Genomic DNA, 25,908 nt, shown 5'->3' with positions numbered 1-25,908 from the left:
ACCTAAAAAAAACAGACCTACGCGTTTGATAAACTGAATTCAAAGGAGTGCGGATAACAAACGCAAAATAAACAATCTGAACTCGGCTCCCGTTCTGGCGTCGAAGTAAATATAGACAACTATTCTGGAGGCATTATGAAACGTCTCTCTATTTTGCTGATGCTAGCCGCACTATTGGGCGGGTGCGTCGCAGAACCATGGGGTCCCGGTGGTGGAGACTATTATCACGGCGCTGGCGGCGACCGCGGCCATGATCGAGACCGAGACAGGGATAGAGGTGGAGACGATTATCATCGGCCAGGAGATGGTTACGGCCGCGGTAATAGCTATCATTAGGACGTTTTTTTGGTTCTGTCGCATTGTTGAGCCTGACACGGATTAATCATGTTGAACATGACCCGGCTTACACTGGACGGACTTGCCCTGCCAGCGCATAAAATTGGTCGGCGAATGACATCTCATTTGCGCCATTGGTCGCGAACTGGCCCTTGCGGATCATGTGCATGAGCTCGATGCCGGCAAGTACGCAGCGAGCGGAGCGAAACGATTTGAAGTTGAGCATCGGCTTGGTCACTCGCTTGATGGCGCGGTGGTCTTGTTCGACAATGTTGTTGAGATATTTGACCTGGCGCACCAGGATATTTGTTCCCTCACGATCCATTGAGGAGGTTGTCATGCGGATGATCATCGAGGCGCGAATTGACGATGGCGATGGCGTTGGCGGCGGCGAGGCAATACGCTTGGCTGAATTTGAACGGCTTGACGGCGATCTGAAGCAGCTAGGCCTCAGCTTGGCTGAAGGTCGAGGTCTGGTGTACGAGGCGCAGCACGCTTTGGTCAACGCACAGGCGCACGTTTTTGTTGTCGCTTCCAGGGCTTGCCCGTAGTGCGGTGCGGCGTTGTCGATCAAAGCGAAGCACACGATCCGATACCGAACGGTCTTCGGTAAGGTTTCGATCGACAGTCCGCAGCTGCGCGCGTGCAACTGCGCTCAACACCACAGCACCAAGTCGTTCAGTCCGCTTGCGCTTACCATTCCGCTGTGAACTGCACCCCAAAAGTTGGACACCTATGGTAGAGAATCACTCAGTATTATCGTGCGCTCTGGTCATCAAGCGCTTGCGAAACGGTCGTTGTCAGTATGACCCTCGCGCCAAGCGCGAATTAGTGGAAGCCGGTTTGCGACCGGGTGTATCGGTGGCCAAACTGGCGTATCAGCACGCCCTCAATGCTAATTTGTTGCGCAAGTGGATCGTCCAGTATCAGCGCGAAGGGGGTGCGGCATCCACTACGGTGGGGTGCGTGCCAGCGATTGCCTCTGCGTTTATCCCCGTGGTGGCGGTTAGCGCCGCAGCGCCGATGACGGTTGCGACGCTGCGTGCCAGATTACCCAACGGCGTTGAGATCGATACCAGCTTCCCGGCTTGCGATGACTTATTCTCGCTCCTTCAGATGCTCTGCCAATTGCCATGTTCCGCTTCGACCCGGGACTGAAGGTATTTCTGCACCGGGATGCAGTCGATGGCCGCAAGAGCATTAACGGACTTGCCGCATTAGTGGAGCAGGCCTTGGGGCTGAATCCGTTTGCGGCTGCGGTCTATGTCTTCTGCAACAAGCGCCGCGACCGTATCAAACTCTTGCTCTGGGATCGCACCGGATTCTGGCTTCTCTTAAAGCGCCTGGAAGCAGACCGGTTCGCATGGCCACGCGAGGTGGCAATGCTGGAACTGACGGTCGAGCAGTTACACTGGCTGCTCGATGGCATTGACCTGACGGCCATGCGCAAACACCCGCACCTCAGCTATGAACGCGCCAGTTAATTTCTTTCGCTGACTAAAACAGCGTTATTTCACCCGGTTGTTGTGGGCAAACGACGGGTGATGGAATTATTTAAAAATGACGTAAACCTACGGCGTGATGAAATCCGCTATGTTAACGATCATGACCAGTTCCCCTCTTACTGCCGAACAATCCCGTGCGCTCATCGCTGAGCTTGATGCGGTACGTGGCGAACTGCGGGTTACGCAAGTCGAGCGCGATCTGCTCAAGGAACAACCCAAAGCCTTTCAGCGCCGATTATTTGGTGCCAAGAGCGAAGCCCGCAGCGCCGATCAACGTGACCTGTTTCTCAATGAGGCAGAGGCGCTGGCCGCAAACACTGCCCTGCCATCGCAAGAGAGCGACGTAGAAATTACCGTTCCCGGTCATTTGCGCAAGAAACCGGGCCGCAAGCCGCTGGACCCGGCGTTGCCACGCGTAGACGAAAGCAAATTCGTCCAAAAATTTTACCCTCCTTTCATATCGGAGCCATCGCGCATTTGGACAAATTTACTTTCTTATTTGTGTGGGTAAATTTGTCCTTTGGCAGCGGGACTGTTAAAAATGTGGGGGTAATTGCCTATAATCATGATGAGCAGAGTGTTCGGGTGTTGGAAACGAGGGGTTAGTAAGCAACTCTCGGGAGAGCAGCATGAAGATCGTCGTTCGGGCTGAGCTGGTGACGGATTGGGGCGAAATCCCAATAATCGAAGTAGCGCGGTTTGATCGCCCTGTCCAGTTACTCGACCCAGAGTCGATTGGATTATCGCTTGCCGACGGCAAGCAATTGCTCTCCGGGTTACAGCAAGTAGTGATTCCGGCGCAAGCGGATGAGTACTGCGAAATACGACGCGTGTGCAGTCATTGTCAACGATAGACGCAACTGAAGGACTACCGACGACTCAAGATCGATACCGTATTCGGTACAGTCAGCGTTCTTAGCCCGAGACTCATGTCGTGTCCCTACGAACCGCCATTCTATTTGGAGGTTCTGTTTAGCCCGTTATCGCAAATCATACCGGAACGTGCTGCACTGGACCTGCTCCTGCTGCAGTCAAGACTGGCCGCGCAGATGCCATACCGGCAGGTGGTTGTGATAATGAAAGAATTCTTGCCAGGGACCGAAAAGCTGAATCATGTGACAGTACGGAATAGGACATTACGGGTAGGGGTAAGGATAGACGCTATTGAATTGGCACCCAGCGAAGCACTATCACCGCACACGGAGTGGTCAATCGCAGTCGACGGCGGATTCGTGCGAGGACGAGAGAAGGTACGGCCGGCCTCGTTCGAGATGCTGACGGGACGTCTTGCTGCTTCAGCGGTGAAGCCTCGGGTTTTCGCTTGTGTGCGTAGCGAAGTTCCGTCGATTGCAGACAGATTTGCCGCATTGCTTCAAACATGTGCAGGAACCACGTCTCCGAAAGTTTGTGTGATTTCGGATGGCGGCAATGGCGTCCAGAGCATACATCGCCAGCTGCCGTTTCCCGTAACGCCCATCCTGGACTGGTTCCATCTCTCTATGCGCATCCGATATCTGGAGCAAATCTCGCAAGGTATGCAGGCATGTTCCGAGACAGAAACACATATAAAGAATCTCCTGCGTCGAGAGATAACAAAACTGCGATGGTGCTTTTGGCATGCCAGCTTTGAGAAAGCTGAGGACAAGATCCGACAGGCGCTTGTGCTCTGTCGAATCATCGTCGCAGAAACGCCTGCTTTTGAAGAGAGCTTGCGTCATCTGGACTATCGATTGCGAGATCTTTGGGGATACATCGAAGGCAACAAGACTTCACTTGTCGCCTATGCAAAGCGACAGGAAGCAAACAAGCCGATTTCAACAGCGATGGCAGAATCTGCGGTCAACCTAATCATCAATGCCCGAATGTGCAAGCGCCAACAGATGAGGTGGACACCCGCGGGGCGCATTTGCTGGCACAAGTACGGTGTGCCGTGATCAATCACGATCTCCCGGCGAAGCTTGCCGCTTATTACAAGAAAATGAGCGAATTGCCTGAGCACATAAGCCGATTCCTTGAACTTTTACGTCAGGGGGCTGACCAAGAATCCCAGCCTTTTTAACAGTCCCCTTTAAGTTCTGCAATCACCTCGGCACGCGTCTTAGTTGAAACAAAAGGTTTTTCAATAGGATAAGGCGCGCCAGCGAATACAGCACTGGAAGTGAAAGCGAGGGTGGCGATGGCGATAATATGCTTTATGTTCATGGTGATTTTTCGCTAGATTTATGTTCTATTTCGTAACAATGACTCATTCATCGTTGAACATAAGTGTAAAGAGGCCAGCACAACCAGAACGTTACACGGACATTACAAGTTTGTAACGCAGCACAAAATAATCGGGCAATACGCGCCAGAAAAAAACGCAATGCGCGCGGTGATTAGCACTTTATTTGTCAAATCGAGAAATCGCTCTCATCGATCTCGTCACCCCTAATTGCCCTGTTTGTTCATCGATCACTGCCAATTCGGCACGGACGGTATTGAACAGCAAGCTGAGTGATAACTCTACATACAGCAGCTTTTTCGCCAGAACATTGATCTGAATTTCTCCTTCTCTGTCGGCCAGAGCACGGATGCAGTGCAGTCCGGGTGAGACGTCGATTGCTACATAGGTATAGGGAGCGATTTCGGCGAGAGGTTTGCCATCAAATAGTATTTTTGAGGTTTGTCGTCGAACACTGATGGAAGGGCGAAGAATATAGATTCTTGCCTGACCGTCATTAGGCTTTGAGAATCCTTTCGCGGTGATATCTTCCGAATTACTTGCCAGCGGTACCGTGACACATTGTTGATGGGAGCGAGCATAACGACACGTGTTGTCGCCCTTGGCATGCGCTTGTGGCACCGCCAGCGCAAGCAACGAAGTGATAGCCAGAATCCCTCTTTTTGAATTATTCACATTCTGCTCTCGCCGGTTGAACGATTTGCCGTAAATATCTTTATAGCTTTTGCCTATTTGCAAACATTACCTTTACAGTTCGGTCCACCGGAGGCGTAACGCGTTGCTAATAACCGATACCGAGCTGAGACTCATGGCTGCGCTGGCGATCATCGGATTGAGAAGGACACCAAGCCAAGGGTAGAGTAAGCCGGCGGCGATGGGGATACCTAGCAAGTTATAGACAAACGCAAAGAACAAGTTTTGGCGTATGTTCTTCATGGTGCGCTGGCTTAATACTCTCGCCTTGGCAATACCGCGCAAGTCCCCTTTCACCAGTACAATCCGCGCGCTGTGCATGGCCACGTCCGTGCCAGTGCCCATCGCGATACCGACGTTTGCCTGGGCGAGCGCAGGCGCGTCATTGACGCCATCACCAGCCATGGCCACGATCTGCCCTTGCGTTTGCAACTCCTGAATGTAACGAAATTTATTTTCTGGGAGCACATCGGCCCTTACATCGGTCAGCCCCAGCTGCTTCGCCACCGCCGCGGCCGTAGTGGCGTTGTCGCCTGTGAGCACGACAATACGAATACCTGCTGACTGAAGTTGCGCAAGCGCCTCCGCAGTGGTGGCCTTGATCGGGTCGGCCACACTGACGAGTCCCGCCAGGCGATTGTTAATTGACAGGAACATCACGGTTTGCCCGCGTTCACGCAGACTTTCCGCCTGCGTCTGAAGTGGACCCACATCGATTCCGGCGTCCTGCATCATTTTGATGTTGCCCAATGCAGCCTGTTGCGTACCCACCCGACCTTGTACCCCTTTACCGGTAATAGATTCAAAATGTTGAACCGGATCAAATGCCGCGTTCTTTTCGGCAGCATAAGCGAGGATCGCCTGCGCAAGCGGATGCTCGCTCATTTTTTCTAGCGCCGCTGCCAGGGCAAGCACCGTACTTTCGTTGAAGCCCTCAGCAGCGATAACACTTTGCACCTTGGGTGCACCTTCGGTCAAAGTGCCCGTTTTGTCGACAACCAAGGTGGTGACTTTCTCCATCAGTTCCAGTGCCTCGGCGTCCTTGATCAATACGCCTTCCTTGGCGCCGCGCCCGATACCGACCATAATCGAAATCGGCGTTGCAAGTCCTAGTGCGCAAGGGCATGCAATGATCAATACCGATACGGCGACGACCAGCGCATTGGCAAACGCCGGACTGGGGCCGGCAAGCGCCCAGACGAATGCGGAAATCACGGCGATTGCAATTACCACAGGCACAAACCAACCCGACACTCGATCCGCAATTTTTTGAATCGGTGCCCGCGAACGGCTCGCTTCGTTAACCATATTGACGATTTGCGCCAGCAATGTATCGGCACCCACCTTGTCGGCGCGTAGCAGGAAAGACCCGGTCTGATTGACAGTCCCTGCACTCACTTTGCTGCCGGGTCGTTTTTCTACTGGCATCGGTTCTCCAGTGATCATCGACTCGTCCACATTTGAACGTCCGTCGGTCACTTCACCGTCGACCGGGACTTTACTACCCGGCTTTACCCGCAGTAGATCGCCGGTAACGACTTGATCGAGATCGACTTCCTCCTCAGCACCTTCGGCATTAATACGTAAGGCAGTATTTGGGGCCAGTGCCAGCAATGCTTTGATGGCACTGTTCGTTTGCGACCGCGCGCGCAACTCAAGCACCTGTCCAACTAACACCAGCGTAACAATGAAAGCCGCAGCTTCAAAATACAGCGGCACCGTGTCATGCATTTTGAAGGCTGCAGGTAACAGGCCAGGAAAGAGGAGCGCCATGACACTGAACAGATAGGCGGCGGCAGTCCCCAAGCCGATCAGACTGAACATATTCAGATTCCACGTCTTAAATGAGGCCCACCCACGGACAAAGAACGGCCAGCCTCCCCACAGCACAACCGGTGTTGCCAGCGCTGCCTGTAGCCAGTTCGACAACGTTATCCCTAGCCGTTGCGGTAAATTTATGCCGGGTAGGAATTCGCTCATCGTAATGATCACTATAGGCAAGGTCAATACGAGGCTGACCACAAGACGTCGCCGCATATCATCATATTCAGATGTGTCTTCGTCAGCCGTTGCCAGCAGGGGTTCTAAAGCCATCCCGCATTTTGGGCAAGCGCCGGGGCTAACCTGCCGGACTTCCGGGTGCATCGGGCAGGTATAGATTGTGCCTTTTGGTGGTGTTATATCAATGCCTTGGTATATTTCCGCATACTCGTCTGGATGGGCGTGAAATGTTGATAAACAGCCCTCGCTACAGAAGTAAAAAGGCTTACTCTTGTATTCAACATATTTTTTGGGGTCCGGGACGACGTTCATTCCACAGACAGGATCTGTATAGATGTTTTCTGTGGATGCAGGAACGATGAGCGGATGTGTACTATCATCGTCTTGATGCAGAGAGTTAGTAGCATGATCATGTTTCATTCAGGACTCCTTTTTGCTGGGTTCTGAGAGCGCAATAGGTCTCACTGAACCAACCTCACACCCGTCCCTTACTAGTGGCACGGACCGTTTGTGAATCGTGTAGAAAAGGTTGCGAAATAATGAGGCACAAACCTAAGCGAGTGAGCCAATTCCGGTTTGTGTCTCTTTCTGGGCCATCGCCCTGACAAGAGCGACATGTGACTTCGTCGCACCCGATTCAAAAAGGAAGCGTTGTCGTCAGATAAGACCGTTGGTAATTAGCCGTCGGTTTGCATCTTGGTCACCGTCAATGCGCCATTGGCTTTTTCCGCGACAAAATGAATCTTGTCTCCCGGTTTCACCTGATCGAGCATAGCAGCGTCCTGCACCCGAAAAACCATCGTCATGGCGGGCATCCCCAGGTTGTCCAGGGGACCGTGTTTGATCGTGATCTTGCCTGCGTCTTTGTCGACTTTCTTCACTTCTCCGGTCGACATCGCCGCAGCGTCCGTGGATTTCATTTGTGCCATGTCGGTTTTGGTCATTTCCTCGGCGGCAATGGCGCCGAACGGCATAGCGACGGAGACCGCGAGTGTCAGGGCGAGTGTTGCAAATAGAATGGAACGGGTGTTCATCGGAATTCCTTTACGGTGTTTATGTGTGAAAAATTATTGAACGACGATCTTGCCGCGCATGCCGGCTTCGAAATGCCCCGGCTGCAAGCAGGCAAAATCAAACGTGCCAGCTTTACTGAACTTCCATACCAGTTCGCCGGTTTTACCGGGCTCCACCGCTATCTGATTTGGATCGGAATGTTCCATTTCCGGAAATTTAATCATTAATGCCGCGTGCTCCTTGAGCTCGTTGATTGATCCCAGGACCATTTCATGCTTGACCTTGCCGGTATTTTTGACAACAAACTTGACAGTGTCCCCGCGTTTGACCGAGATGGTCGATGGCGTGAATCGCATGGCGTCGCTCATATCGACTTCCATCGTTTTTGATACCTTGTTAGCGTCGCCGGGTCGGCCCATTGTTGCGGCATGGCCTTCCTTTTCACCCGATGCTGCATGGCCTTCATCACCATGGGCAAAAGCATTCAGTGACAATAATGAGAGAGCTAGAGCAGATGCAATTAAAACGGATTTCATAGAATGATCCTTACAGGTGAAAAGTGGATGTTGTGGTGCTTGAAATAGAAGAAACGGAAAAATGGTTTAGTGACCGCTATGTCCGCTTCCTTTAATGACTTTCAGAATTTTTTCGCCTGGCTGTGCGGCCATGCGCCTGGCATCGGGTGCTTGCGTGGCGTCCGGCATCGCGGCATCGTCGCCTTTCCATTCATAGGCCGAGGTGCCAGCAGGATGCTTGTACCAACCAGGGTCCTTGTAATCATTACGCGCTATCCCTTGACGTATTTTTACGGTGGTAAACATGCCACCCATTTCAATGCCGCCAAACGGACCGGTACCGGTCATCATCGGTAACGTGTTGTCGGGCAAAGGCATTTCCATCTCGCCCATTGAACCGCCTTTGTCCCCCATCACCATGTAGTCAGGTACCAGCTTGTTAATTTTGCTGAGTACATCGCGCTGATCGACCCCGATCATAGTTGGTACGTCATGCCCCATCGCGTTCATCGTGTGATGAGATTTATGACAATGAAATGCCCAGTCACCCAACTCATTGGCATCGAATTCAATGGCCCGCATTTGACCGACAGCGATATCTGCCGTCACTTCCGGCCAGCGCGATCCCGGTGGGGTCCAGCCGCCATCGGTCCCGGCGACCACAAATTCATGCCCATGCAAATGGATCGGATGATTGGTCATGGTCAGGTTGCCCATGCGAACGCGTACCCTGTCATTCTGGTTGCACACGATCGGATCTATGCCCGGAAATGCGCGGCTGTTAAACGTCCACAAATTGAAGTCCAGCATCGTGCTGGTTTTCGGGGTGTAGCTGCCCGGGTCGATGTCGTACGCATTGAGCAGAAAGCAGAAATCGCGATCGACCCGGTGCTGACTTGGGTCTTTCGGATGCGTTATCCAGAACCCCATCATGCCCATCGCCATTTGCGTCATTTCATCCGCATGCGGGTGGTACATAAAGGTACCAGGCCGTTTTGCAATAAATTCATATACGTATGTTTTACCCGGTTGAATACCGGGTTGGGTCAGGCCGGTCACACCATCCATGCCATTGGGCAGGCGTTGCCCGTGCCAATGCACACTGGTGTGTTCGGGTAATTTATTGGTGACAAAGATGCGAACACGATCCCCTTCGACTACTTCAATGGTGGGTCCCGGAGACTGACCGTTATAGCCCCATAAATTGGCCTTCATGCCGGGCGATATTTCGCGCACCACCGGTTCGGCCACCAGGTGAAACTCCTTGACGCCGTTTTTCATGCGCCACGGCAAGGTCCAGCCATTAAGGGTCACCACCGGATTATAGGGCCGGCCGTTAGGGGGCGACAAAGGGGGTTGTGTGGCAGCCCCGTCCATTGTGACGGCTTCAGGAAGTGACGCTGCGCCAACCCGGCTGACTAAACCGGCACCAATCGCGACAGCACCCGCACCGTTAATAAAATTTCTACGTGAGACCATAATATGTATCCTTGTATTGTTCGTCGATTAATCTGTGGACATAGCGGCAGAATTGCTTGCCTTAGCACCACTGCCAGCAGACGACCGGCCGGTCTGCGCCATTTTTAATGCCGAATCGGCGATCCAGTAATCACGTAGTGCTTCGATAGCGCCATTGACGCTGATGACTTGCGCGCGGGCGTCGGCCAACAAGGTAAATACGCCGATCAGCATGCCGTTGTAACGCAGCATTTGTTCATCTGAAATGCGTTTCTTGAGGGGCACGATTTCATCGCGATAATGGCGGGCAATATCGTAGGTGCTGCGATAGTCGGCATACGCTACACGCACCTCTGAGCGGGCGTTCACTGCCAGCTCTGCGGCACGATTGACTGCTTGCATGTACAACGCCTCGGATTTTGCCACCCGTGCACCGCCCCAATCGAACAAGGGAATTTCAAGCTGGATCGAATAGCCGTTCTCACGCGAGGGGCTCTGGTTATAGTTGTTATGCATCAGGCCGACGTCGAGGATATTGATGAACCGCGTCGTCTTGGTTAGTCCTAACGAGGAGGCGAGACCTGCCAGTTCGCGCTTCGCCATCATGATATCGAGCCGATTTTGCATGGCCTGGACTTCGATATCGCCAATCGCGTCTGGTGCTTTGGGTAAATCAGGCAGGCGATCCGGTAGTTGAAATCCGGTATTGCTGCCCCAGAGGCCCAGCAAACGCGTCAGCTTTTCTCGTTCAGCAACTTGCATCTGCGCCGCCCGTGCTAACTGTACGGTCACGTCGGCATAGAAAGACTGCTGTCGCATTTGCTCCAGTTTGCTCCAGTTGCCGACCGCCGCCATTTTGTTTGCCAGTTGCGCCCCACCTTCCGCGGAAGCGGTGACTTGTGTCATATATTTCACCGTTTCCTGCGCGGAGACCGCAGAAAAATAGGCGTGACGGGTTGCATCGGCAACCGCTAACGCTTCCGCGGCTGCACGCAATTGTGCCTGCTCGAAGTAGCGCCGTTCAATCTTGCTGGCGATGGGCATGGTCAATAAGCTCATCACCGGCAACATCAACGAGCGATCGATTTCGATATCGTCGCCGCGGCGCAGACGACCAAACGTGAACGAAGGATTCTTGAGACGTCCAGCCTGGACTAAATTGGCTTCAGCGATACCCAGTTCGCTATAGCTCGCTTGCAAACCTTTGTTGTTGAGCAAGGCGATCTTCACCGCATCGTCGACGCTTAACGGTTGCGCAAGCAGCGGTTGGATGGTCGTGGCAACGCTGTTCGCATCAGCGTCAGACTTGACCCATTTGACTTCCTGACCGATGCGCTCCTTCGTCATCGACTGTACCGACGAAAAGCCGCTATCCTGCGACAGCGAAGCGCAGCCTCCCAGGAATAATACTGAGGCTGACAGGAAAAGCGGGCGAAAAGAAACAAAAGATAATGGCATGATCGTTCCTTAGCGGGATGGCATGCCGTCGTGCGCTGGCATGGAGGGCATGGAGGGTGGCATTTGATCAGACGGCGATATTGTTTTTTTGCCTGCGGGTGCGAGACTGTTTGCTTTCATATCGCCCATGCTTTTGTCCGACATGCCTTTCATATCTCTCATACTTTTGTCCGACATACCTTTCATATCACCCATACTTTTGTCGGGCATACCTTTCATATCACCCATACTTTTGTCGGGCATGCCTTTCATATCTCCCATGTTTTTGTCTGACATGCCTTTCATACCTCCCATGCCGGAGGACTTCATTGAATCGGACTGGCGGACGTCAGCATTAGACTTTTTCCAGGACTGTACATCCGGATCCTGATAGCTTTTGTAATCTGAAAAAACCGAGTGATACGGCGGGGCGGAAACCGCAGCATCCGGATTTTTCGGATCGTCCGTTACGGTCTGTGCGCTCACGGCGAGCGGAATTAACGCGATAGCGGCAAACATCGCGCGCCTCGCTGAGAGGGTAAAAATCATGTTCGTCCTCGATGATAAAAATAGAATTGTGTGCAAGCTGCGCCCGCAAGCGCATGTCTAACGCAAAGGCTGCGCGGCGGAGAAAAGATGCCATACGGCAACCTTGCCGACAGGAGTTCGCTTTTTAACTATCGAGGGAATGGGGAGGCCGTTCGAGGCCTTCGGGAAAGTAGGCGGTGAATCGACCTTCTGACTGGCCATTGAATTCCCGGCCTGTTTGGAGCGGAGCAATCGGATCAAGCCATACGGGAAAACTGATCGCCGTAGTCAGACAGCAACTGGAGCAGGCATTACATTTGGCGGTGCCGTGATGATGACTGCCGTCCCCTGATTGATCTGAGGAGATATGCGCTTCCCCTGCGGTGTCTTGATGAAAACTGCTGAAAGAAAATTGCCCATTGTGATCAGCATGATCTCGTGCCACATCCGAATCCTGCCCGTCATGCTGTAATACCGTCGACATCACGTGATGATGTGCACCACCGCACGCAAGCATTCCGGACGATGCAAAGCCTTGCAGAGGCAGAGCAAAGACCAACAGCCAGAATATTACGATTTTGAGTGTGCGGGACATAGAAAAGAGTATAGGTCAAAATTAAATGCCGAACAATCTGGCTTGCGCTGTTAAGTTAAAATTACACCGTAAAAGGTGATCTGTTGGAGGTCAATCACTCAATGGGGCGTTGCGCTATATTTATGCTCCATCATATATGCTGGCATCATAGCCACTTGCATTAGCGTGAACATTTGTTGATTGAAACTGATCGCGCGTTTTTCTTGGTGCTGTCAGTATGATCGGATAATTATTACGATTGGTGATTAACCCCTGCGCCTGCGCCTGTTTTAATTCAGCAACAACTTCTGCCCGTGTCTTCGTGGATATCGAGGGAATGACAGGATAGTCGTTACGCGGATACGCCAAATGTGTGGATTTTCCCGATATCGCGGCGCTAGCTGGCTGAGCAAATACGGCAGCGGAAGATATAGAAATAACAAGAATGGCGATCAGGTGATTGGTCTTCATAACAATTCTCCAAAAAAAAAATTAAATTCCCGGCAAACAACCGAGTATTTATCGGCTATTCACAACTGTAAGGGACGGATACGATACGTCGTTAAAGCTATCAAGCAATTACTGTATCGTTGGGATGAATTATAGAAAAATTACTCGCACAAGAACATTGCAATCACATTACAGATTTGTAATCTTTTTCCCCTCGTTTTTTCGAGAAAATGCTGGGATATCAATTTCTATACAGGAAAATCTATGCGCATTCTTTTGGTGGAAGACGAACCTAAAGCCGGTGAGTATTTACGTAAAGGTCTGGCAGAATCAGGCTTTATTGTCGATTGGGCGCAAACTGGTCCGGAGGGACTGCACCATGCGTTACAGGAAACCTACGATCTGATTATTCTCGATGTCATGTTGCCTGGGTTGGATGGCTGGCAGTTGCTAAAAGAGTTGCGAAAAACACGCGAGACGCCGGTTCTTTTTTTAACAGCGCGCGATGATGTCGAGGATAGAGTCAAGGGCTTGGAGTTGGGCGCCGACGACTATTTGGTTAAACCGTTCGCATTTACGGAATTGATGGCACGAGTACGTACCTTGTTGCGTCGCGGTCCTATCCGAGAATTACAAATCATTGACATTGCCGACATGCAGATCGATGTCTTAAAACGCCGCGTCACTCGTAATGGGGAACGATTGGATCTGACCGCCAAGGAATTTGCGTTACTTTATTTTTTGGCAAAACATCCTGGAGAGGTGCTGTCACGCTCGTTGATCGCCTCTCAGGTGTGGGATATGAATTTTGACAGTGACACCAATGTTGTTGACGTCGCAGTGCGTCGCTTGCGCGCAAAACTCGATGACCCGCATACGCGTAAACTTATTCGCACGGTCCGTGGCATGGGATATACCATTGAGTCGATACAGTGAAGATATTCCGCGATACATCCTTGAGTACCAGACTAGGAATCCTTCTCGCACTGGTTGCCATTATTACCTTTGCTGGCGTCGGTACTTATCTATATCATTCATTGTCAAACCAACTTGAAGCGCGCGACGACCAGGAACTAATTGGAAAAATAGGGTTGATGCGCCACTTGGCACAAGAAGCGACTTCAATCGATGCTATTCGGCGTAACCCGCACTTGTTCTTGGATGCAGTAGTCAGTCACGACCAAATGATCGTCTTATTGAAAGCTGCTGATGGTAAGTTGGTGTTGGAAAACTTGCGTGGTCAAGGAGAGTTACCTCGAATAAAAGTTGTGCCTGTCGGCATTGCCCCCCCTCATGATGCCATTGCCCAGATCACAACTTCGGCTGGTCTCAACGTACGGGCGGTTGCAGCACAAGCGAATGTGGGCAACAGCGACGAAAAACTTACTATTACCATCGCTCGTCCTCTTTCAGATAGAGTGGAATTGCTTAACGCATATCGGATTGAAGTATGGATTGCTGCCATATGCGGAACACTGTTCGTGACCAGTCTTGGTTATCTACTAGTCCGTCAAGGGTTGTCTCCAGTTCGTATTATCGCCCGTCAGGCAAGCATGATTACGGCAAATCGGTTGGATACACGCCTTGATCCCGCATTGGCGCCCCGCGAGTTACAGGATATGGCACAGGCTTTTAATGCTATGCTTGATCGACTACGCGATAGCTTTCAACGGCTGAGCCAGTTTTCTGCTGACCTTGCACATGATCTCCGCACTCCTTTAAATAATCTCATGGTGCAAACGCAAGTTGTACTGTCTCAAGCGAGAACTACGGACGATTATCAAAATTTGTTGATCTCGAATGTGGAAGAATATGAACGACTAGCACGCATGGTGGAGAGCATGCTTTTTCTCGCCCGTGCAGAGCATGCTACTGTCGCAGTCAAGGTAGTTCCCCTTGACTCCTTAATCGAATTAAAACGTATTGCAGATTATTTTGAAGGCGTCGCTGAAGATGCCGGAGTTTCTATTGTCGTCAAGGCAAACGGCCTTATTCACGCGGATGCCATCCTATTGCGCCGTGCGGTCAGTAATTTAACCGCGAATGCCATTCGTTATACTCCGCCCGGTGGCGTCATTCAGTTACAGGCAGAAACGAACGAATACGACGCAACCATTAGCGTAACCAACCCTGGAGTCGGCATTGATGAGGATCATATACCACGACTATTTGATCGTTTTTATCGCGTAGACACCGCGCGTGCAAACTCGTCTTCGTCTACTGGACTAGGATTAGCTATCGTTCAGTCGATCATGACTTTACATGGTGGTACAACAAACGCTGCGAGTCAGATAAATGGTCTGACTATTTTTAAATTAAATTTTCCTACTACACCGGCGAAAAGCAGTCCCGAATTGCCCGCCGAGACAGCAAGAACTATAATTGTGAGCAGCACTAGCGGCTAGAATGGTAAACAAAATGAATTGTTTTTCGATGATGAGTGGAGATGGCGTCATGATGTGGGTAATGGGTTCGTTTGCCTTACTCACTGCGGTCGCCTTATTATTGGGCTCGGCGGCACTCATAAAATATCTATTTGTTTGCGGCAAACAAGGACCAAAAGACGATCGTCTTACATCAAGGTGAACTTAATGCGCCACAGGACCGAGTTCGGACTTGCGTTGGCCAAGAAAGTGTCGGCCGTCCTATATGGCTCTGGTTGTTTAGATTCGTTTTATCATGCACCAGTTCGGAGCTGACCTCTCTTTAAAGCCAGAGAGGCTTAGAATATACTCTTTAACGATTGCTCAGTAAGCGTCCGACGCAACCGACTTGACTTCATCTCATTTTTTCAACGGCAACAATTCATCAATACGTGAGTAAGGTCAAGTCGGCAGTTTTTCAAGCGTCTCTTTAAGCCATGCATAAGGTTCAATGCCATTGAGTTTGGCGGTGGCGAGTAAGCTGTGAATGGCCGCTGCGCGTTTTCCTGCCCACTCAGAACCTGTAAAGAGCCAATTCTTTTTTCCAATGGCTATAGGGCGAATCACATTTTCTACCCGGTTATTGTCGATCGGCAGATCGCCTCTTTGGGCGTAGCGGGCCAATGCTGGCCAGCGTCTTAAACTGTAGTCGATCGCTTTGGGCAGGCCACTACCGTCGGCGGTGGCGATACTTGTACGAGAGCAGTCAAAGCCGGAGGCAGCGCTAGGCAAAGCGTTCGCAACGAACGCTACTTTTCTCCTCCGGTGTAAATCGTCGCGGCTCAGGCATTTCGCGCATTTTGAGCTCGCCATTTAGCACCGCGCCCCGAACCTGAACAAGCAGGTGTGCACCCTTATTCGTCCAGCGCATCTGCCGCTTCTTTGCGCACCGCCAGCTCACCACTTCGTTGACCGCCGATTCGGCAATACTACTGCTGATCGGCATGCCGTGCCGATACCGCCATCCATAATTGACAAGGTATTGGCCATTGGACTCCAGGTACCAATACGTTCCACAAAAATTCCACCATAGCGTCGAGTACGCCGGATGTTCGGGCGTCACCTCGAGCATGTCGTGGATGCTCTTGATTCTCTCGACGGCTTCGGAACCTTTGCCATGCCACGTCAGCCATTTGGCCGACGCAATTTCGTCTTGTACGGAGCGTCCGTTCGGCGCCAACAAATAGGGAAATTTCCACGACGCATGTTAGATGGCACGAAATTTCATGGCGATGTGAAACCAATCCAAAATCCGATTCAACGGCCTCCTGGATCCATCGACTGCTTTCTCAAATTCGCCTGCGCCGTCAGATACGATCGTGATTTTCTGATCATTGGCGACGCCCTGTTCCGAGAGAAAATGATCCAGTCGGCTCGCTGTCGACGTGACCTCCCTGTTCACGTATCCATACACTTTGCAACTACCATCGTCGCGCACCGCACGGCCGGCGATGATGTTCACGTGTGGCCCAGTAGGCGGCGGGCGCTTGGAAGGGAAATACTGCGCAAGCCTGGCTTCATCCTGTTCTTGGCGAGAGGGCCGGTGGCGTAGCCATGCGGAATCCACCGCAAGAGCGACAATCTTGACGTGGGGATCGGCCGGCGGATAGTCTCGTTCACCGTGGATCGCGCTTTCGGCGTGATCGTCGAGTTCCTGGCCGACCGCCCATACGCGATTACGCAATCCGGATGTGGAGATGGTTTGATCGATCGGTAAAATCTCTTTCAGCAACCTCGTCGCCACCGCATAGGAAGATGGGCTGCCCACTTGACTTGCAAGTATTCGAGCTCAGGACTAACGCGCAGCGGCATCGCTAATGCGAGCGGGCTGAACGATTTTGGACTGTCGTCTTGAACGCACTTGCAGACGCGCAGCTGCGGACTGACGATCGTTACTTTGCCGAAAACCGTTCGGTATCGGATCGCATGGGTTGCTTTGATCCATAAGGCCCTACCGCACTGCGGACAATTCAGGAATGCCAAAACCACGAAGCGACTCTGTGCGCCGACAATGCACACTGCGCCTCATGTATCAAACTTCTGCCTTCAGCCAGGTTTAGGCCAAGTTGTTTCAGATCGCAGTCGAGCCGTTCAAATTCAGCCAATCGTATTGCCTCGCCGCCACCGCCTTCAATTCGCGCCTCGATGATCATCCGCATGACAACCTCCTCAATGGATCGTGAGGGAACAAATATATCGCGAATCCGCCTTATCGGCTGCCTCCGGTTTTAACTGGACTCCTGCCTGGAATTGTAGAACCTTCGCCATACGGAACATCGCGGGTCGCCAACTGCTATACGGTTTCCAAAGAAGGGGAAGATGATTGCCACCACCCCATACACGTATCGCCTCACAATCCACTCGTAATTTCTCCAGATCGCCGTGCGGTGCGAGCAGATCGCGCGCACGCTGGCCGGTGGCAGCGTCGTCAAGGCCTTCGGCCAGAATCTCCAGCACTTGTTCCAGCGTGGCACCTAGCTCTTCGCTGAGTTCCCGCTGACGCGCCTGAACTGCCTGCAGTTCTTCGCGCGCGCTCTTATGCATCGTACCGATTCGGCGAATGAACATTTCGGCAATATCATCGCGAGTACCGATACGCATTTGACGAATTAACGCCAGAATTAACGTGTACCGCTTGGCCGGGCGAAGGTCTTTCATATCGCCAGCATCGAGCGCCGAGGCCATGTCCGCCATATGCTTGAGTTTGGTTGCCGGCACACCCTCCAGCAGCATGCTGTCTGGCAGGGATTCCAGCCAGCTGAGTTGATCTAGCACCAGGTCAAGGTGCTTGCGTGAGGCCTTCTTTGCCGAGCGTTTGATCTGGTTATACAGTGTCCTACGTACTGGCAATTCGGCAGTCAGAAGCTGGTCGAGCCACTTACACTGCTCCAAAAATAGTCAGGTCGCGACACCCGGATTCACCACCATAGAGCAATGGACGCCGACGTTATTGTATGGCAGCGCTCTAGATTTGTTAACCCTTTAAGGTAACGGCAATCTCAGCGTTGCTAACCCGATAGACATAACAGTTGCCTTTGGCATCGTTGAGCGCATAGTGTTCCAAGAGATGGTTGTCCGGCAAGAACTGCGCCACAACTGTCTGGTCGATGTCGCGATAAATGTTCTGACATGTGAGCCAGTCCGGGACGCGGCCGCTTAACGCATCCCGGAACAGTTGTCAATCGCCGTCAAAATAAAAGCAGATTGTGACTTCGATGCAGTGCTTAAATTGCTCCAACCATGATCGCAACTTGACTTCCAGTTACTCAGAGCTGCGCTGGGCACCTGGTGCCTTTCCAAGCTGTGGCAAGACGGTTTCGATGACAAAGTCACTGCATTTTCGTCGATTCACCGGCAGCTCCGCATAGAATTCATGCTCACCACTATCGGTGATCAAGCCAATGCTAATCAATTCCGTGTCCGCGAAATCCGTGAATTCAGTATCAATAAAAATTAGCATGGTTTGTTTTTCTCCCCGATCATCGCATTTGGCAATAAACTGAGATCTGCTTCGATTCGGTGTTTGTTGAACGGATCGACACTTTCGATGTAGCGCATGGCAGAGTTGACGCTTTTCCAGCCAACATACTCATCAACATTTTCAGATCCCATCCGTTGGCCGTGGCCCAGTTGGCAAAGCCACGACGCAGCGAGTGGCCGCTGTAGAGTTCGGCCGATGCGATGCCGGCCTCCGCTAGGAGCCGGCGCAACAACTGTACCAGGCTATTCGGATGCAAGCCATCGCTGCCCACATGGTCCCAGCGATCAATCGACCGGAACACGGGACCAGTGGTAAGCCCAGCAAGTGCAATCCAGTCCAGATACGCCGTCACCGGACATAGCCGCGACAGTGCTGGGGCCTTGAAGCTCGTCCCTTTTAGCTGTCGATCGCCTTTGGTTTTTGGAAAAAACATGTCATGCCTTCGCCCGGGAGGGCCTCCACATATTCGATCTGCAGGTGCGTCAACTCGTCTCCGCGAAAACCACGCCAAAATCCCAATAATAGCAATGCTTTATCGCGTGTGCGACGGACTTGGACGCTACGGTCGTTCGCATTGCGGCCGACCATGATCTCTCGATCAAGCCAATTGACTACCTGATCCAGTTGCGCTATCTGAAATGGTTTGGCGCGCTTTTCTTGAGCTGGATGCAGCGCTTGGACACCGCGAAACACTTTGCGTACAACCGGTGTTTTAGTAGGATCGGGAAAACCCTCGTCGATATGCCATTGCGCCAGCGCGGCCAACCGTTGCCTCAACGTGTTAATCGATAATGACTCAGCTTGATCTACCAGGTAGCGCGCAACACTATCCGCGGTAGCGGGCAAAAAACCGCCCCATTCCGTCTCAAAATGTCGGATGGCGGATTGATAGCTGCGACGGGTATTGTCACGCGTGGCTGCATGAATATATGGATCAAGCTTGCTCATTGTTTTCTAGTATTCAATACGTAGGCATGACGTTAAAACTGAGTGAACAGAACACGAGATGACCTTATATACAGTCACAGCAGGAAAATTGGCGAGCTCGCTATTTTAGGTTGAAACGTCGGTGCGAACGACTGTTCTGGCTAAGCCAACGAGTGCCACCACACAAAAAATCGCACCAGCATAGAAGGTGAACGATGCGCCAAGTCGATCCCACAACAATCCAGCCACGACACTTGCCAGCAACATGGCGAGTCCGCTGATCAGGTTAAAGAATCCGTACGCGGTACCTCGCAAATCGGCCGGCGCAGTATGCGCCACCATCGTTGCCAGCAAGCCTTGTGTCATGCCCATGTGGAGGCCCCAGAGGGCTACACCGGCGAGCACGATACCCCAGTGATTGCTGGCGGCCAGCACCAGATCGGATGCTATCAACACGGCCAAGCCGATTGCCAGCAGCTTTCTATGGCTCATTCTGTCAGAGAGCTTGCCGAACGGGTACGCAGACAAGGCATAGATCACATTCATCGCCACCATGACGAGTGGTACCAAGGCAATGGGAATGCCGCTCTGCTGGGCGCGCAGAACCAGAAACGCTTCGCTAAACCGCGCCAGCGTGAACACTGCGCCAATACCGACCACCCACCAATAAGAACCACTAAGCCGCTTTAGGTTTTCCCGCCGAATCGGATTAGTGCGCTTTTCGACCTGCTGATGCTCTGGCTCACGCAAGCCAACGAAGAGCAACACGACCGCCATCAAACCGGGAATCACCGCCACCCAGAACACGGCCCGGAAATCATTGGCCCAAAGCAGCATCAAACCAACCGCCAACAAAGGACCAAGGAATGCACCCACGGTATCAATAGATTGGCGCAACCCAAATGCCGCGCCGCGCAGATGTGGCGGCGTAATGTCAGCCACCAAGGCATCCCTTGGCGCTCCGCGCACACCTTTGCCGACCCGGTCCAGGAGGCGAGCTGACAGCACGATGCCCACCGTTGGTGCAATGGCAAAAAAATGGCTTGCTCAGTGCCCCCAGCGCATAGCCAAACACCGCCAATCCTTTGCGCTTGCCAAGGTAGTCGCTCAATGTACCCGAGAACACCTTGACAATCAGCGCGGTCGATTCGGCTAGTCCTTCAACCAGGCCTACAGCAAAGGCGCTGGCGCCGAGTGTCGTCACCATGAACAGCGGCAGTAGGCTATGGATCATTTCCGACGAAATATCCATCAACATGCTAACGAATCCGAGTATCCATACTCCGGTTGGGATCTGGCTCAATGTACTTTTTGCGGTGTCGGTGGTTTGCAAGTAACACTCCAAAAACAATGGGGAAAAACAACCGCTAATTTTTAGCGATTTCAACTGGCCTCATCTATCAAACGAGGTTGACATCGATTGCTGTATGCCATCCCGTCCTGCAACTGCAATGACCGCGGGTGGGAAACGGACCTGGATCTTGAGTCCCTTGCCATTTGCTCCCGTATCCAGCGAAATGGTTGCGCCGTGCTGCTCAGCGATGCGCTTGACAATGGACAGTCCCAATCCGCTACCAGCTTCGGTGGAATTGCCGCCTCGATAAAATCGCTCTGTCACCCGCATACGTTCGGCTTCCGGAATGCCTGGACCGTCGTCGCAGACTTCCAGAACGAGACCGTGCGATGCGCGGCGCACAGAAATATCGACGCGCCCCCCACGGCCGGTGTAGTGAATCGCATTATCCACCAGGTTATTGAGCAAAATGCGTAGATTGTCGATATTTCCCCACACTTCCACAACCGCTTGCTCGGCCAATCCCAAATCAATCTGTTTGACTTCCGCCAGGCGGGCCTGGTCGATAATCACCGACTTGCACAGTGCAGCCAACTCAACAGGCTTCATGGCAACGTTCTCTTGCGGATCCAGTCTGGCTAGTGCCAGCAATTGCTGGGCCAGGTGGGCTAGTCGATCAATCCCTGTCTGCAGCTGGCCTTGTGCTGCCTGCCGTTCTTCGTCATTGTCAGCGCGCTGTGCCAGCTGCGCCTGAATGCGTAATCCCATAATTGGCGTCCGTAATTCATGGGCAGCGTCTCCAATAAAATTCTTTTGCATGGTGAACGCCTGTTCCAGCCGCAACAGCAAATCATTCACCGCCCCGGCAAAGGGCGCGATTTCACTTGGCAATGAAACGGAGTCAATCGGCTCCATACTGTTAGCGTTACGTTGGGCCAGTTCCGCCGTAATCTTCCGCAGCGGCTTGAGCCCATAACCAATACCGAACCACAGGAACAACGCCATGAGTGGAATCAACGACAGCACCGGCCAGAACAGGTGTATCGATACCTTGGCCAACGCCTCCCAGCGCGCATCCTTAGCTTGAGCGACACGAACCCATCGGTCGCCGCGCTCACTCGCCACGGTGTGCCAAGTTTGGTCTCCAGCCAGAACGTCGTGCAATCCCGATTGCTGTGGTGGCGGTAATACCACGGCGGAATTCGTGGTGTATTCCAGTTTTCCGTTACGCCACACCTGCAGCAGCACTTCGTCTGCATTGTCTTCAGCAAGAGGGTCTTGCATACGTTGGACGGGTGGCTGGAGAGACACCTTGCTGTCGCCGTCCACACTGACCTGTTCGGCGATATAGCGCATTTGATCATTGAGCAAGTCGCTCAACTCAATCAATGCGCCCCAGTAGGTGCCTACGCTGGCCAATACCCCAACCAGGAAGGTCGCCGGCAACAGCCAGAGCAGCAGGCGGCGACGCAGCGACTTCATGCGTCGTCCCCAATCCGGTAGCCGACGCCGCGTATGGTCCGAATGACCTCGGCCCCTAGCTTTTTACGCAGGTTATAGATATGGACTTCCACCGCATTACTGGCAACTTCTTCGTCCCATCCATACAGGCGATCCTCAAGTTGTTCGCGTGAAATCACGGCATCCGGTTCCAGCATCAACTCATTCAGCAATGCAAATTCTTTGGGCGACACCGATATGGCTTCGTTGCGCAGCCAAAGCAGATGCCGAACGGGGTCAAGCCGCAAGGCGCCGGCAGCAAGTTCTGTCTGCACCTGCCTTGTCTGGCGGCGGCTCACGGCACGAATCCGGGAAACCAGCTCCTCCAGTGCAAACGGTTTCACCAAATAATCGTCAGCCCCGCTATCCAGGCCGGTGAGCCTGTCGGGCAACGCGTCGCGCGCGGTAATAATGATCACCGGTAAAAGGTTGTCGCGCTGCCGTAACGTTTTAAGCAGCGTCATGCCATCCTGCCGCGGCAGGCCAAGGTCGAGTAATAACAGAGCGTAAGTCGTGCTGTCCAGCGCCAGCGCGGCCGCATGACCGTCCTGCACCCAGTCCACAGTAAAACCTTCCTGGCGCAGTCCTTGCTGCAAGCCCTGGCCGATCAAGGAATCGTCTTCCGCCAACAATAAGCGCATCGTGCTTCCATCCCTTTAGCTTTTGACCCGCGAGCCAATCGGCGCCAATTTCATGATTTTCCGACTTCATGCCAAACAAGGCACCGCTTTATGTGTCGATGCTCTCCACATTGCCCCCATTTCAACAAGAGAAAGCTTGCCGTTTGGTCATTTTCTCATAGAGTTGACACATACCTTTTGGTGTTACGGAGCGAGAATAGACCAAGTTCGCTTAAAAATTGCTTAAGGTGCTGCGTGGTGAGGTGAAATGCACCCCGGGTGGGCTTGTCCAGAAATCACCGCAACCTTAAGCAAAATTTCATCTGTATCCGGCTAGCATGTCGACAGCCTCCTGATTTGTCTTGGCGACTTATTGTGGCATGGGTACTGGCTTCGGCACTGTGGGATACGACGATTGAATAAAAATATGCAAAAAAACATCATTTTTGCCGGCCTGATCTGCTTGATGCTGGCGGGGTGCGCGACCTATCAACCTCGGCCGATCAAGCCCGTAACGCTAACGGCGACTTTTGAAGCGCGCTCTCTTACCAGCGACGAATTGCACGCGTATTTTATTCAGCAGCGGGGCCACGACGCACCTGCATGGCCGCCACAGCGGTGGAACCGTGACATGCTCACGCTTGCCGCGTTCTATTACAGTCCGGCACTGGACATTGCGCGAGCTCAATGGGGAACAGCCAAAGCCGGAGTCAATGTGGCGGGCGCCGTGCCAAATCCGATATTACAACTGCCGTTTGAGTACAGCTCCAACTCGACTGCACCAGGTCGCCCCTACACGACAGGTTTGGCACTCGACATCCCGATCGAGACTGCGCACAAACGTGGTTACCGGGTCGATCAAAGTTCACACCTGTCGGAAGCTACTCGTTTGAACATCCGGAATGAAGCGTGGAAAGTGCGCAGCCAGGTACGCGACGCAATGCTCCGGATGTATGGCGCGCGTGAACGCATTGCATTTTTGACACAAAAGGTCACAGATCAACAACAGATCCTCGCCATGACGCAGAAGCGTCTGGCAGTTGGCGATGCCTCCGGGCCGGACGTGCATCAGGTGATGATTGCACTTACGCAAGCACAAACCGATTTGATGGCCGCACAAGGCGCATCACAAGATGCGAATGCACGACTGGCGAACGTGATCGGCATACCGCTGAGTGCCCTGCAGTCGGTTCAATTGGATCTCGATGAATTTGTGCAGACCGGCACAGTCCCTTCTTCGAGCGAGGTGCAGCGGACGGCGATCTTTAATCGTGCCGATCTGCAAAGTTCGCTGGCGGAATATGAGGCCACTCAGGCGGCGCTGCAACTCGAGATCGCCAAACAATACCCGGACATACATATCGGTCTAGGCTACACGTATGACGTTGGCACCAATAAATTTGGCTTAGGTATTCCAGGCATCACGCTGCCAGTCTTCGACCAGAATCAGGGCGAAATTGCACAGGCGGAAGCAAAACGCACCGAAGCGGCTGCCAGAACCGCGGCGCTGCAAGACACCATCATCAACGACCTCGACCATGCACTTGCCCATTATCAGGCCAGTCTCGACGCTTTGACTGTGTCCAGTCAGCGGCTCACCGTAGCGCGGAAACAGCTGGAGAGTCAGGAAACCGGTTTTCGTATCGGCGCCGTTGATCGCCTGGCGCTGACCCAGTTCAAGGCGGATTTCGCACTCAGCCAGATCGATCACCTCAATGGTGTGGTGGCAGTACAGCAGGCAGCAGGTGCGCTGGAGGATGCGATGCAACGGCCATTAACTGCGGCGAATTCGCCGAATGCCATAGACGGAAAAGACACCGGAAAAGAGATATCACGATGAAAATCAAAATAACGCTGCTGACTGCCGCCGTGCTGCTGTTGGCCGGGACAGGATGGTATGGCTATCGCGCGATGAGCGCCGCGCCGACTGCTCCCGTTGCGACGGTTCCCACGCCATCTCAGGACCTGCAGCGCGTGCAGGTTGTGAACGGCGAGACGGTGGTAATGGTCGGCGTTGATGCACAACGCGCAAGTCATATCGTCGTGCAAGCGGTCGAGGCTGCAATGGACCAGCCAGAAATCACGGTCTACGCCACGGTCGTTGATCTGCAGCCATTGTTCGACTTGCGCAATCGCCATGCTGCAGCGCGGGCCGATCGTGAGAGTGCGCGAGCGCATGCCGACGCCTCACGCTTGCAATATGAACGGACCCGTATCTTGTTTCAGGACGATCGCAACGCATCGCAGAAAAGCCTGCAAGACGCCCAGGTGATGATGCAAACAGACGAGGCAAAACTGCAGGCCGCCGAGGCAATGCTGGGCGGTCTCGACGCCGCATTGCGCCAGCAATACGGCAATGAGCTGGCGGCAGCAGCAGTCGCACCTCGTTCCGCGCTCTCTGACCGTCTCCTTAGCGGGCGCGCCGCTATAGTGCGGGTCACGCTGCCGGGTGGCAGTTCAGCACCAGCGCCAGAGCAGATCACCATGGATGGCAGCGATGGTCAGCCTAGTGTGACTCACAAGTTGTCGCCATCACCCCTGGTCGACCCTGCTGTGCAAGGCAATCCCTATTTGTACGTGGCCGATAGCGCTTTACCGGTTGGCACACATACCCTGGCACATGTGCCCCTGCGAGAGAAAAATGTATCAGGCACCCCAGGTTTTCGTATTCCAGAGGCGGCAATCGTCTGGTACGGCGGACAGTCATGGACTTATGTCAAGACCGACGCCAATCACTTTACGCGCCGACATGTACCGCTCGAACCGGCAACGCAGCGCGGACTGGTCGTCACCAGCGGCTTTCACACCGGCGATCAAGTCGTGACCAGCGGTGCGCAGTTGTTGTTGTCGGAAGAACTGCGGCCCCAGGGAATCGCCGCACAGCAGTGCAAAGATCCGCCGGAATGTGATGACTGATTTTGCTTATCTTCG

The 25,908-nt window shown here is 53.0% G+C and carries 28 protein-coding genes and 5 pseudogenes; 11 read left to right on the top strand and 22 right to left on the bottom strand.

What is annotated here, in order from left to right; genetic code table 11:
• Nucleotides 1–135 precede the first annotated feature (135 nt).
• The gene (locus tag QN379_RS03475; protein ID WP_323506020.1) at nucleotides 136–336 is read left to right on the top strand and encodes a hypothetical protein; all 201 of its coding nucleotides are present in this window, start codon (nucleotides 136–138) and stop codon (nucleotides 334–336) included.
• 67 nt (nucleotides 337–403) lie between these two features.
• Here the strand turns inward: QN379_RS03475 and QN379_RS03470 are convergent.
• Nucleotides 404–646 (bottom strand): annotated as a pseudogene (locus QN379_RS03470) (DDE-type integrase/transposase/recombinase); the annotation flags it as partial.
• 28 nt (nucleotides 647–674) lie between these two features.
• On the opposite strand from QN379_RS03470, the gene QN379_RS03465 reads away from it, so the two are divergent.
• From QN379_RS03465 to QN379_RS03440, 6 genes and pseudogenes are all read left to right on the top strand, one after another.
• Nucleotides 675–887 carry a hypothetical protein gene (locus tag QN379_RS03465; RefSeq protein ID WP_323506019.1) on the top strand — a complete coding sequence of 71 codons (213 nt, stop codon included), beginning with the start codon at nucleotides 675–677 and terminating at the stop codon, nucleotides 885–887.
• A 184-nt stretch (nucleotides 888–1,071) separates the two neighbouring features.
• On the top strand, nucleotides 1,072–1,494 hold the full coding sequence (locus tag QN379_RS03460) for a transposase (RefSeq protein ID WP_323506018.1): 423 nt from the start codon (nucleotides 1,072–1,074) through the stop codon (nucleotides 1,492–1,494).
• Nucleotides 1,470–1,820 (top strand): IS66 family insertion sequence element accessory protein TnpB, encoded by a 351-nt coding sequence (tnpB, locus tag QN379_RS03455; RefSeq protein ID WP_323506017.1) that lies wholly within the window; start codon nucleotides 1,470–1,472, stop codon nucleotides 1,818–1,820. Before QN379_RS03460 ends, tnpB begins: the two co-directional genes overlap by 25 nt.
• A 109-nt stretch (nucleotides 1,821–1,929) precedes the next feature.
• Nucleotides 1,930–2,262: pseudogene (locus QN379_RS03450) on the top strand (transposase domain-containing protein); the annotation flags it as partial.
• Nucleotides 2,263–2,470: 208 nt separating this feature from the next.
• Nucleotides 2,471–2,695 carry a hypothetical protein gene (locus QN379_RS03445; protein ID WP_323506016.1) on the top strand — a complete coding sequence of 75 codons (225 nt, stop codon included), beginning with the start codon at nucleotides 2,471–2,473 and terminating at the stop codon, nucleotides 2,693–2,695.
• A gap of 6 nt (nucleotides 2,696–2,701) precedes the next feature.
• Entirely contained in the window at nucleotides 2,702–3,775 is a 1,074-nt protein-coding gene (locus tag QN379_RS03440) for an ISKra4 family transposase (RefSeq protein WP_323506045.1), read from the top strand.
• 121 nt (nucleotides 3,776–3,896) lie between these two features.
• Here the strand turns inward: QN379_RS03440 and QN379_RS03435 are convergent, their stop codons facing one another.
• From QN379_RS03435 to QN379_RS03390, 10 genes are all read right to left on the bottom strand, one after another.
• Nucleotides 3,897–4,043: a DUF4148 domain-containing protein gene (locus QN379_RS03435; RefSeq protein ID WP_323506015.1), complete on the bottom strand. Its 147-nt coding sequence runs from the start codon at nucleotides 4,041–4,043 to the stop codon at nucleotides 3,897–3,899.
• A 181-nt stretch (nucleotides 4,044–4,224) separates the two neighbouring features.
• Entirely contained in the window at nucleotides 4,225–4,800 is a 576-nt protein-coding gene (locus QN379_RS03430; RefSeq protein WP_323506014.1) for a hypothetical protein, read from the bottom strand.
• A 9-nt stretch (nucleotides 4,801–4,809) separates the two neighbouring features.
• On the bottom strand, nucleotides 4,810–7,176 hold the full coding sequence (locus QN379_RS03425) for a heavy metal translocating P-type ATPase (RefSeq protein WP_323506013.1): 2,367 nt from the start codon (nucleotides 7,174–7,176) through the stop codon (nucleotides 4,810–4,812).
• Nucleotides 7,177–7,433: 257 nt separating this feature from the next.
• Complete coding sequence (locus QN379_RS03420) at nucleotides 7,434–7,790, bottom strand: copper-binding protein (protein WP_323506012.1); 357 nt, start codon at nucleotides 7,788–7,790, stop codon at nucleotides 7,434–7,436.
• A 33-nt stretch (nucleotides 7,791–7,823) separates the two neighbouring features.
• The gene (locus tag QN379_RS03415) at nucleotides 7,824–8,306 is read right to left on the bottom strand and encodes a cupredoxin family protein (protein ID WP_323506011.1); all 483 of its coding nucleotides are present in this window, start codon (nucleotides 8,304–8,306) and stop codon (nucleotides 7,824–7,826) included.
• A 66-nt stretch (nucleotides 8,307–8,372) separates the two neighbouring features.
• Entirely contained in the window at nucleotides 8,373–9,764 is a 1,392-nt protein-coding gene (locus QN379_RS03410) for a copper oxidase (protein WP_323506010.1), read from the bottom strand.
• A gap of 27 nt (nucleotides 9,765–9,791) precedes the next feature.
• Nucleotides 9,792–11,201 (bottom strand): TolC family protein, encoded by a 1,410-nt coding sequence (locus QN379_RS03405; RefSeq protein ID WP_323506009.1) that lies wholly within the window; start codon nucleotides 11,199–11,201, stop codon nucleotides 9,792–9,794.
• 9 nt (nucleotides 11,202–11,210) lie between these two features.
• A complete protein-coding gene (locus QN379_RS03400; protein WP_323506008.1) occupies nucleotides 11,211–11,729 on the bottom strand; it encodes a hypothetical protein in 519 nt (172 codons plus the stop codon).
• A gap of 124 nt (nucleotides 11,730–11,853) precedes the next feature.
• A complete protein-coding gene (locus QN379_RS03395; RefSeq protein ID WP_323506007.1) occupies nucleotides 11,854–12,303 on the bottom strand; it encodes a hypothetical protein in 450 nt (149 codons plus the stop codon).
• A 120-nt stretch (nucleotides 12,304–12,423) separates the two neighbouring features.
• Nucleotides 12,424–12,753 carry a DUF4148 domain-containing protein gene (locus QN379_RS03390; RefSeq protein ID WP_323506006.1) on the bottom strand — a complete coding sequence of 110 codons (330 nt, stop codon included), beginning with the start codon at nucleotides 12,751–12,753 and terminating at the stop codon, nucleotides 12,424–12,426.
• Between the two features lie 243 nt (nucleotides 12,754–12,996).
• Here QN379_RS03390 and QN379_RS03385 point away from each other — a divergent pair, with 243 nt between their 5' ends.
• Nucleotides 12,997–13,668, top strand: coding sequence for a heavy metal response regulator transcription factor (locus QN379_RS03385; RefSeq protein WP_323506005.1), 672 nt, complete (start codon nucleotides 12,997–12,999; stop codon nucleotides 13,666–13,668).
• A gap of 20 nt (nucleotides 13,669–13,688) precedes the next feature.
• Complete coding sequence (locus QN379_RS03380; RefSeq protein ID WP_323506004.1) at nucleotides 13,689–15,137, top strand: heavy metal sensor histidine kinase; 1,449 nt, start codon at nucleotides 13,689–13,691, stop codon at nucleotides 15,135–15,137.
• 420 nt (nucleotides 15,138–15,557) lie between these two features.
• Here QN379_RS03380 and QN379_RS03375 read toward each other — a convergent pair.
• The 11 genes and pseudogenes from QN379_RS03375 to QN379_RS03325 form a co-directional block, all read right to left on the bottom strand.
• Nucleotides 15,558–15,842 (bottom strand): annotated as a pseudogene (locus tag QN379_RS03375) (IS66 family transposase); the annotation flags it as partial.
• A gap of 37 nt (nucleotides 15,843–15,879) precedes the next feature.
• Nucleotides 15,880–16,338: a hypothetical protein gene (locus QN379_RS03370; protein WP_323506003.1), complete on the bottom strand. Its 459-nt coding sequence runs from the start codon at nucleotides 16,336–16,338 to the stop codon at nucleotides 15,880–15,882.
• A gap of 24 nt (nucleotides 16,339–16,362) precedes the next feature.
• A complete protein-coding gene (locus tag QN379_RS03365) occupies nucleotides 16,363–16,923 on the bottom strand; it encodes a hypothetical protein (RefSeq protein ID WP_323506002.1) in 561 nt (186 codons plus the stop codon).
• 202 nt (nucleotides 16,924–17,125) lie between these two features.
• On the bottom strand, nucleotides 17,126–17,314 hold the full coding sequence (locus tag QN379_RS03360) for a hypothetical protein (RefSeq protein ID WP_323506001.1): 189 nt from the start codon (nucleotides 17,312–17,314) through the stop codon (nucleotides 17,126–17,128).
• Nucleotides 17,315–17,381: 67 nt separating this feature from the next.
• Nucleotides 17,382–18,041 (bottom strand): annotated as a pseudogene (locus QN379_RS03355) (Tn3 family transposase); the annotation flags it as partial.
• 376 nt (nucleotides 18,042–18,417) lie between these two features.
• The gene (locus tag QN379_RS03350) at nucleotides 18,418–18,615 is read right to left on the bottom strand and encodes a hypothetical protein (protein WP_323505999.1); all 198 of its coding nucleotides are present in this window, start codon (nucleotides 18,613–18,615) and stop codon (nucleotides 18,418–18,420) included.
• 19 nt (nucleotides 18,616–18,634) lie between these two features.
• Complete coding sequence (locus QN379_RS03345; RefSeq protein ID WP_323505998.1) at nucleotides 18,635–19,069, bottom strand: hypothetical protein; 435 nt, start codon at nucleotides 19,067–19,069, stop codon at nucleotides 18,635–18,637.
• Complete coding sequence (locus QN379_RS03340; protein WP_323505997.1) at nucleotides 19,033–19,584, bottom strand: hypothetical protein; 552 nt, start codon at nucleotides 19,582–19,584, stop codon at nucleotides 19,033–19,035. The genes QN379_RS03345 and QN379_RS03340 overlap by 37 nt, the downstream gene beginning before the upstream one ends.
• Nucleotides 19,585–19,689: 105 nt before the next feature.
• Nucleotides 19,690–20,821 (bottom strand): annotated as a pseudogene (locus QN379_RS03335) (MFS transporter).
• A gap of 135 nt (nucleotides 20,822–20,956) precedes the next feature.
• Nucleotides 20,957–22,339: an ATP-binding protein gene (locus tag QN379_RS03330; protein WP_323505996.1), complete on the bottom strand. Its 1,383-nt coding sequence runs from the start codon at nucleotides 22,337–22,339 to the stop codon at nucleotides 20,957–20,959.
• On the bottom strand, nucleotides 22,336–22,998 hold the full coding sequence (locus tag QN379_RS03325) for a response regulator (RefSeq protein ID WP_323505995.1): 663 nt from the start codon (nucleotides 22,996–22,998) through the stop codon (nucleotides 22,336–22,338). The genes QN379_RS03330 and QN379_RS03325 overlap by 4 nt, the downstream gene beginning before the upstream one ends.
• A gap of 406 nt (nucleotides 22,999–23,404) precedes the next feature.
• On the opposite strand from QN379_RS03325, the gene QN379_RS03320 reads away from it, so the two are divergent.
• Both QN379_RS03320 and QN379_RS03315 read left to right on the top strand, forming a co-directional pair.
• The gene (locus tag QN379_RS03320) at nucleotides 23,405–24,817 is read left to right on the top strand and encodes a TolC family protein (protein WP_323505994.1); all 1,413 of its coding nucleotides are present in this window, start codon (nucleotides 23,405–23,407) and stop codon (nucleotides 24,815–24,817) included.
• Complete coding sequence (locus QN379_RS03315; RefSeq protein WP_323505993.1) at nucleotides 24,814–25,893, top strand: efflux RND transporter periplasmic adaptor subunit; 1,080 nt, start codon at nucleotides 24,814–24,816, stop codon at nucleotides 25,891–25,893. Before QN379_RS03320 ends, QN379_RS03315 begins: the two co-directional genes overlap by 4 nt.
• Nucleotides 25,894–25,908: the final 15 nt, after the last annotated feature.

It is taken from the genome of Glaciimonas sp. Gout2 (assembly GCF_035018905.1).
In the GTDB taxonomy this organism is placed as follows: Bacteria; Pseudomonadota; Gammaproteobacteria; order Burkholderiales; family Burkholderiaceae_D; genus Glaciimonas.
This window is presented reverse-complemented; position numbering and strand designations above follow the sequence as displayed.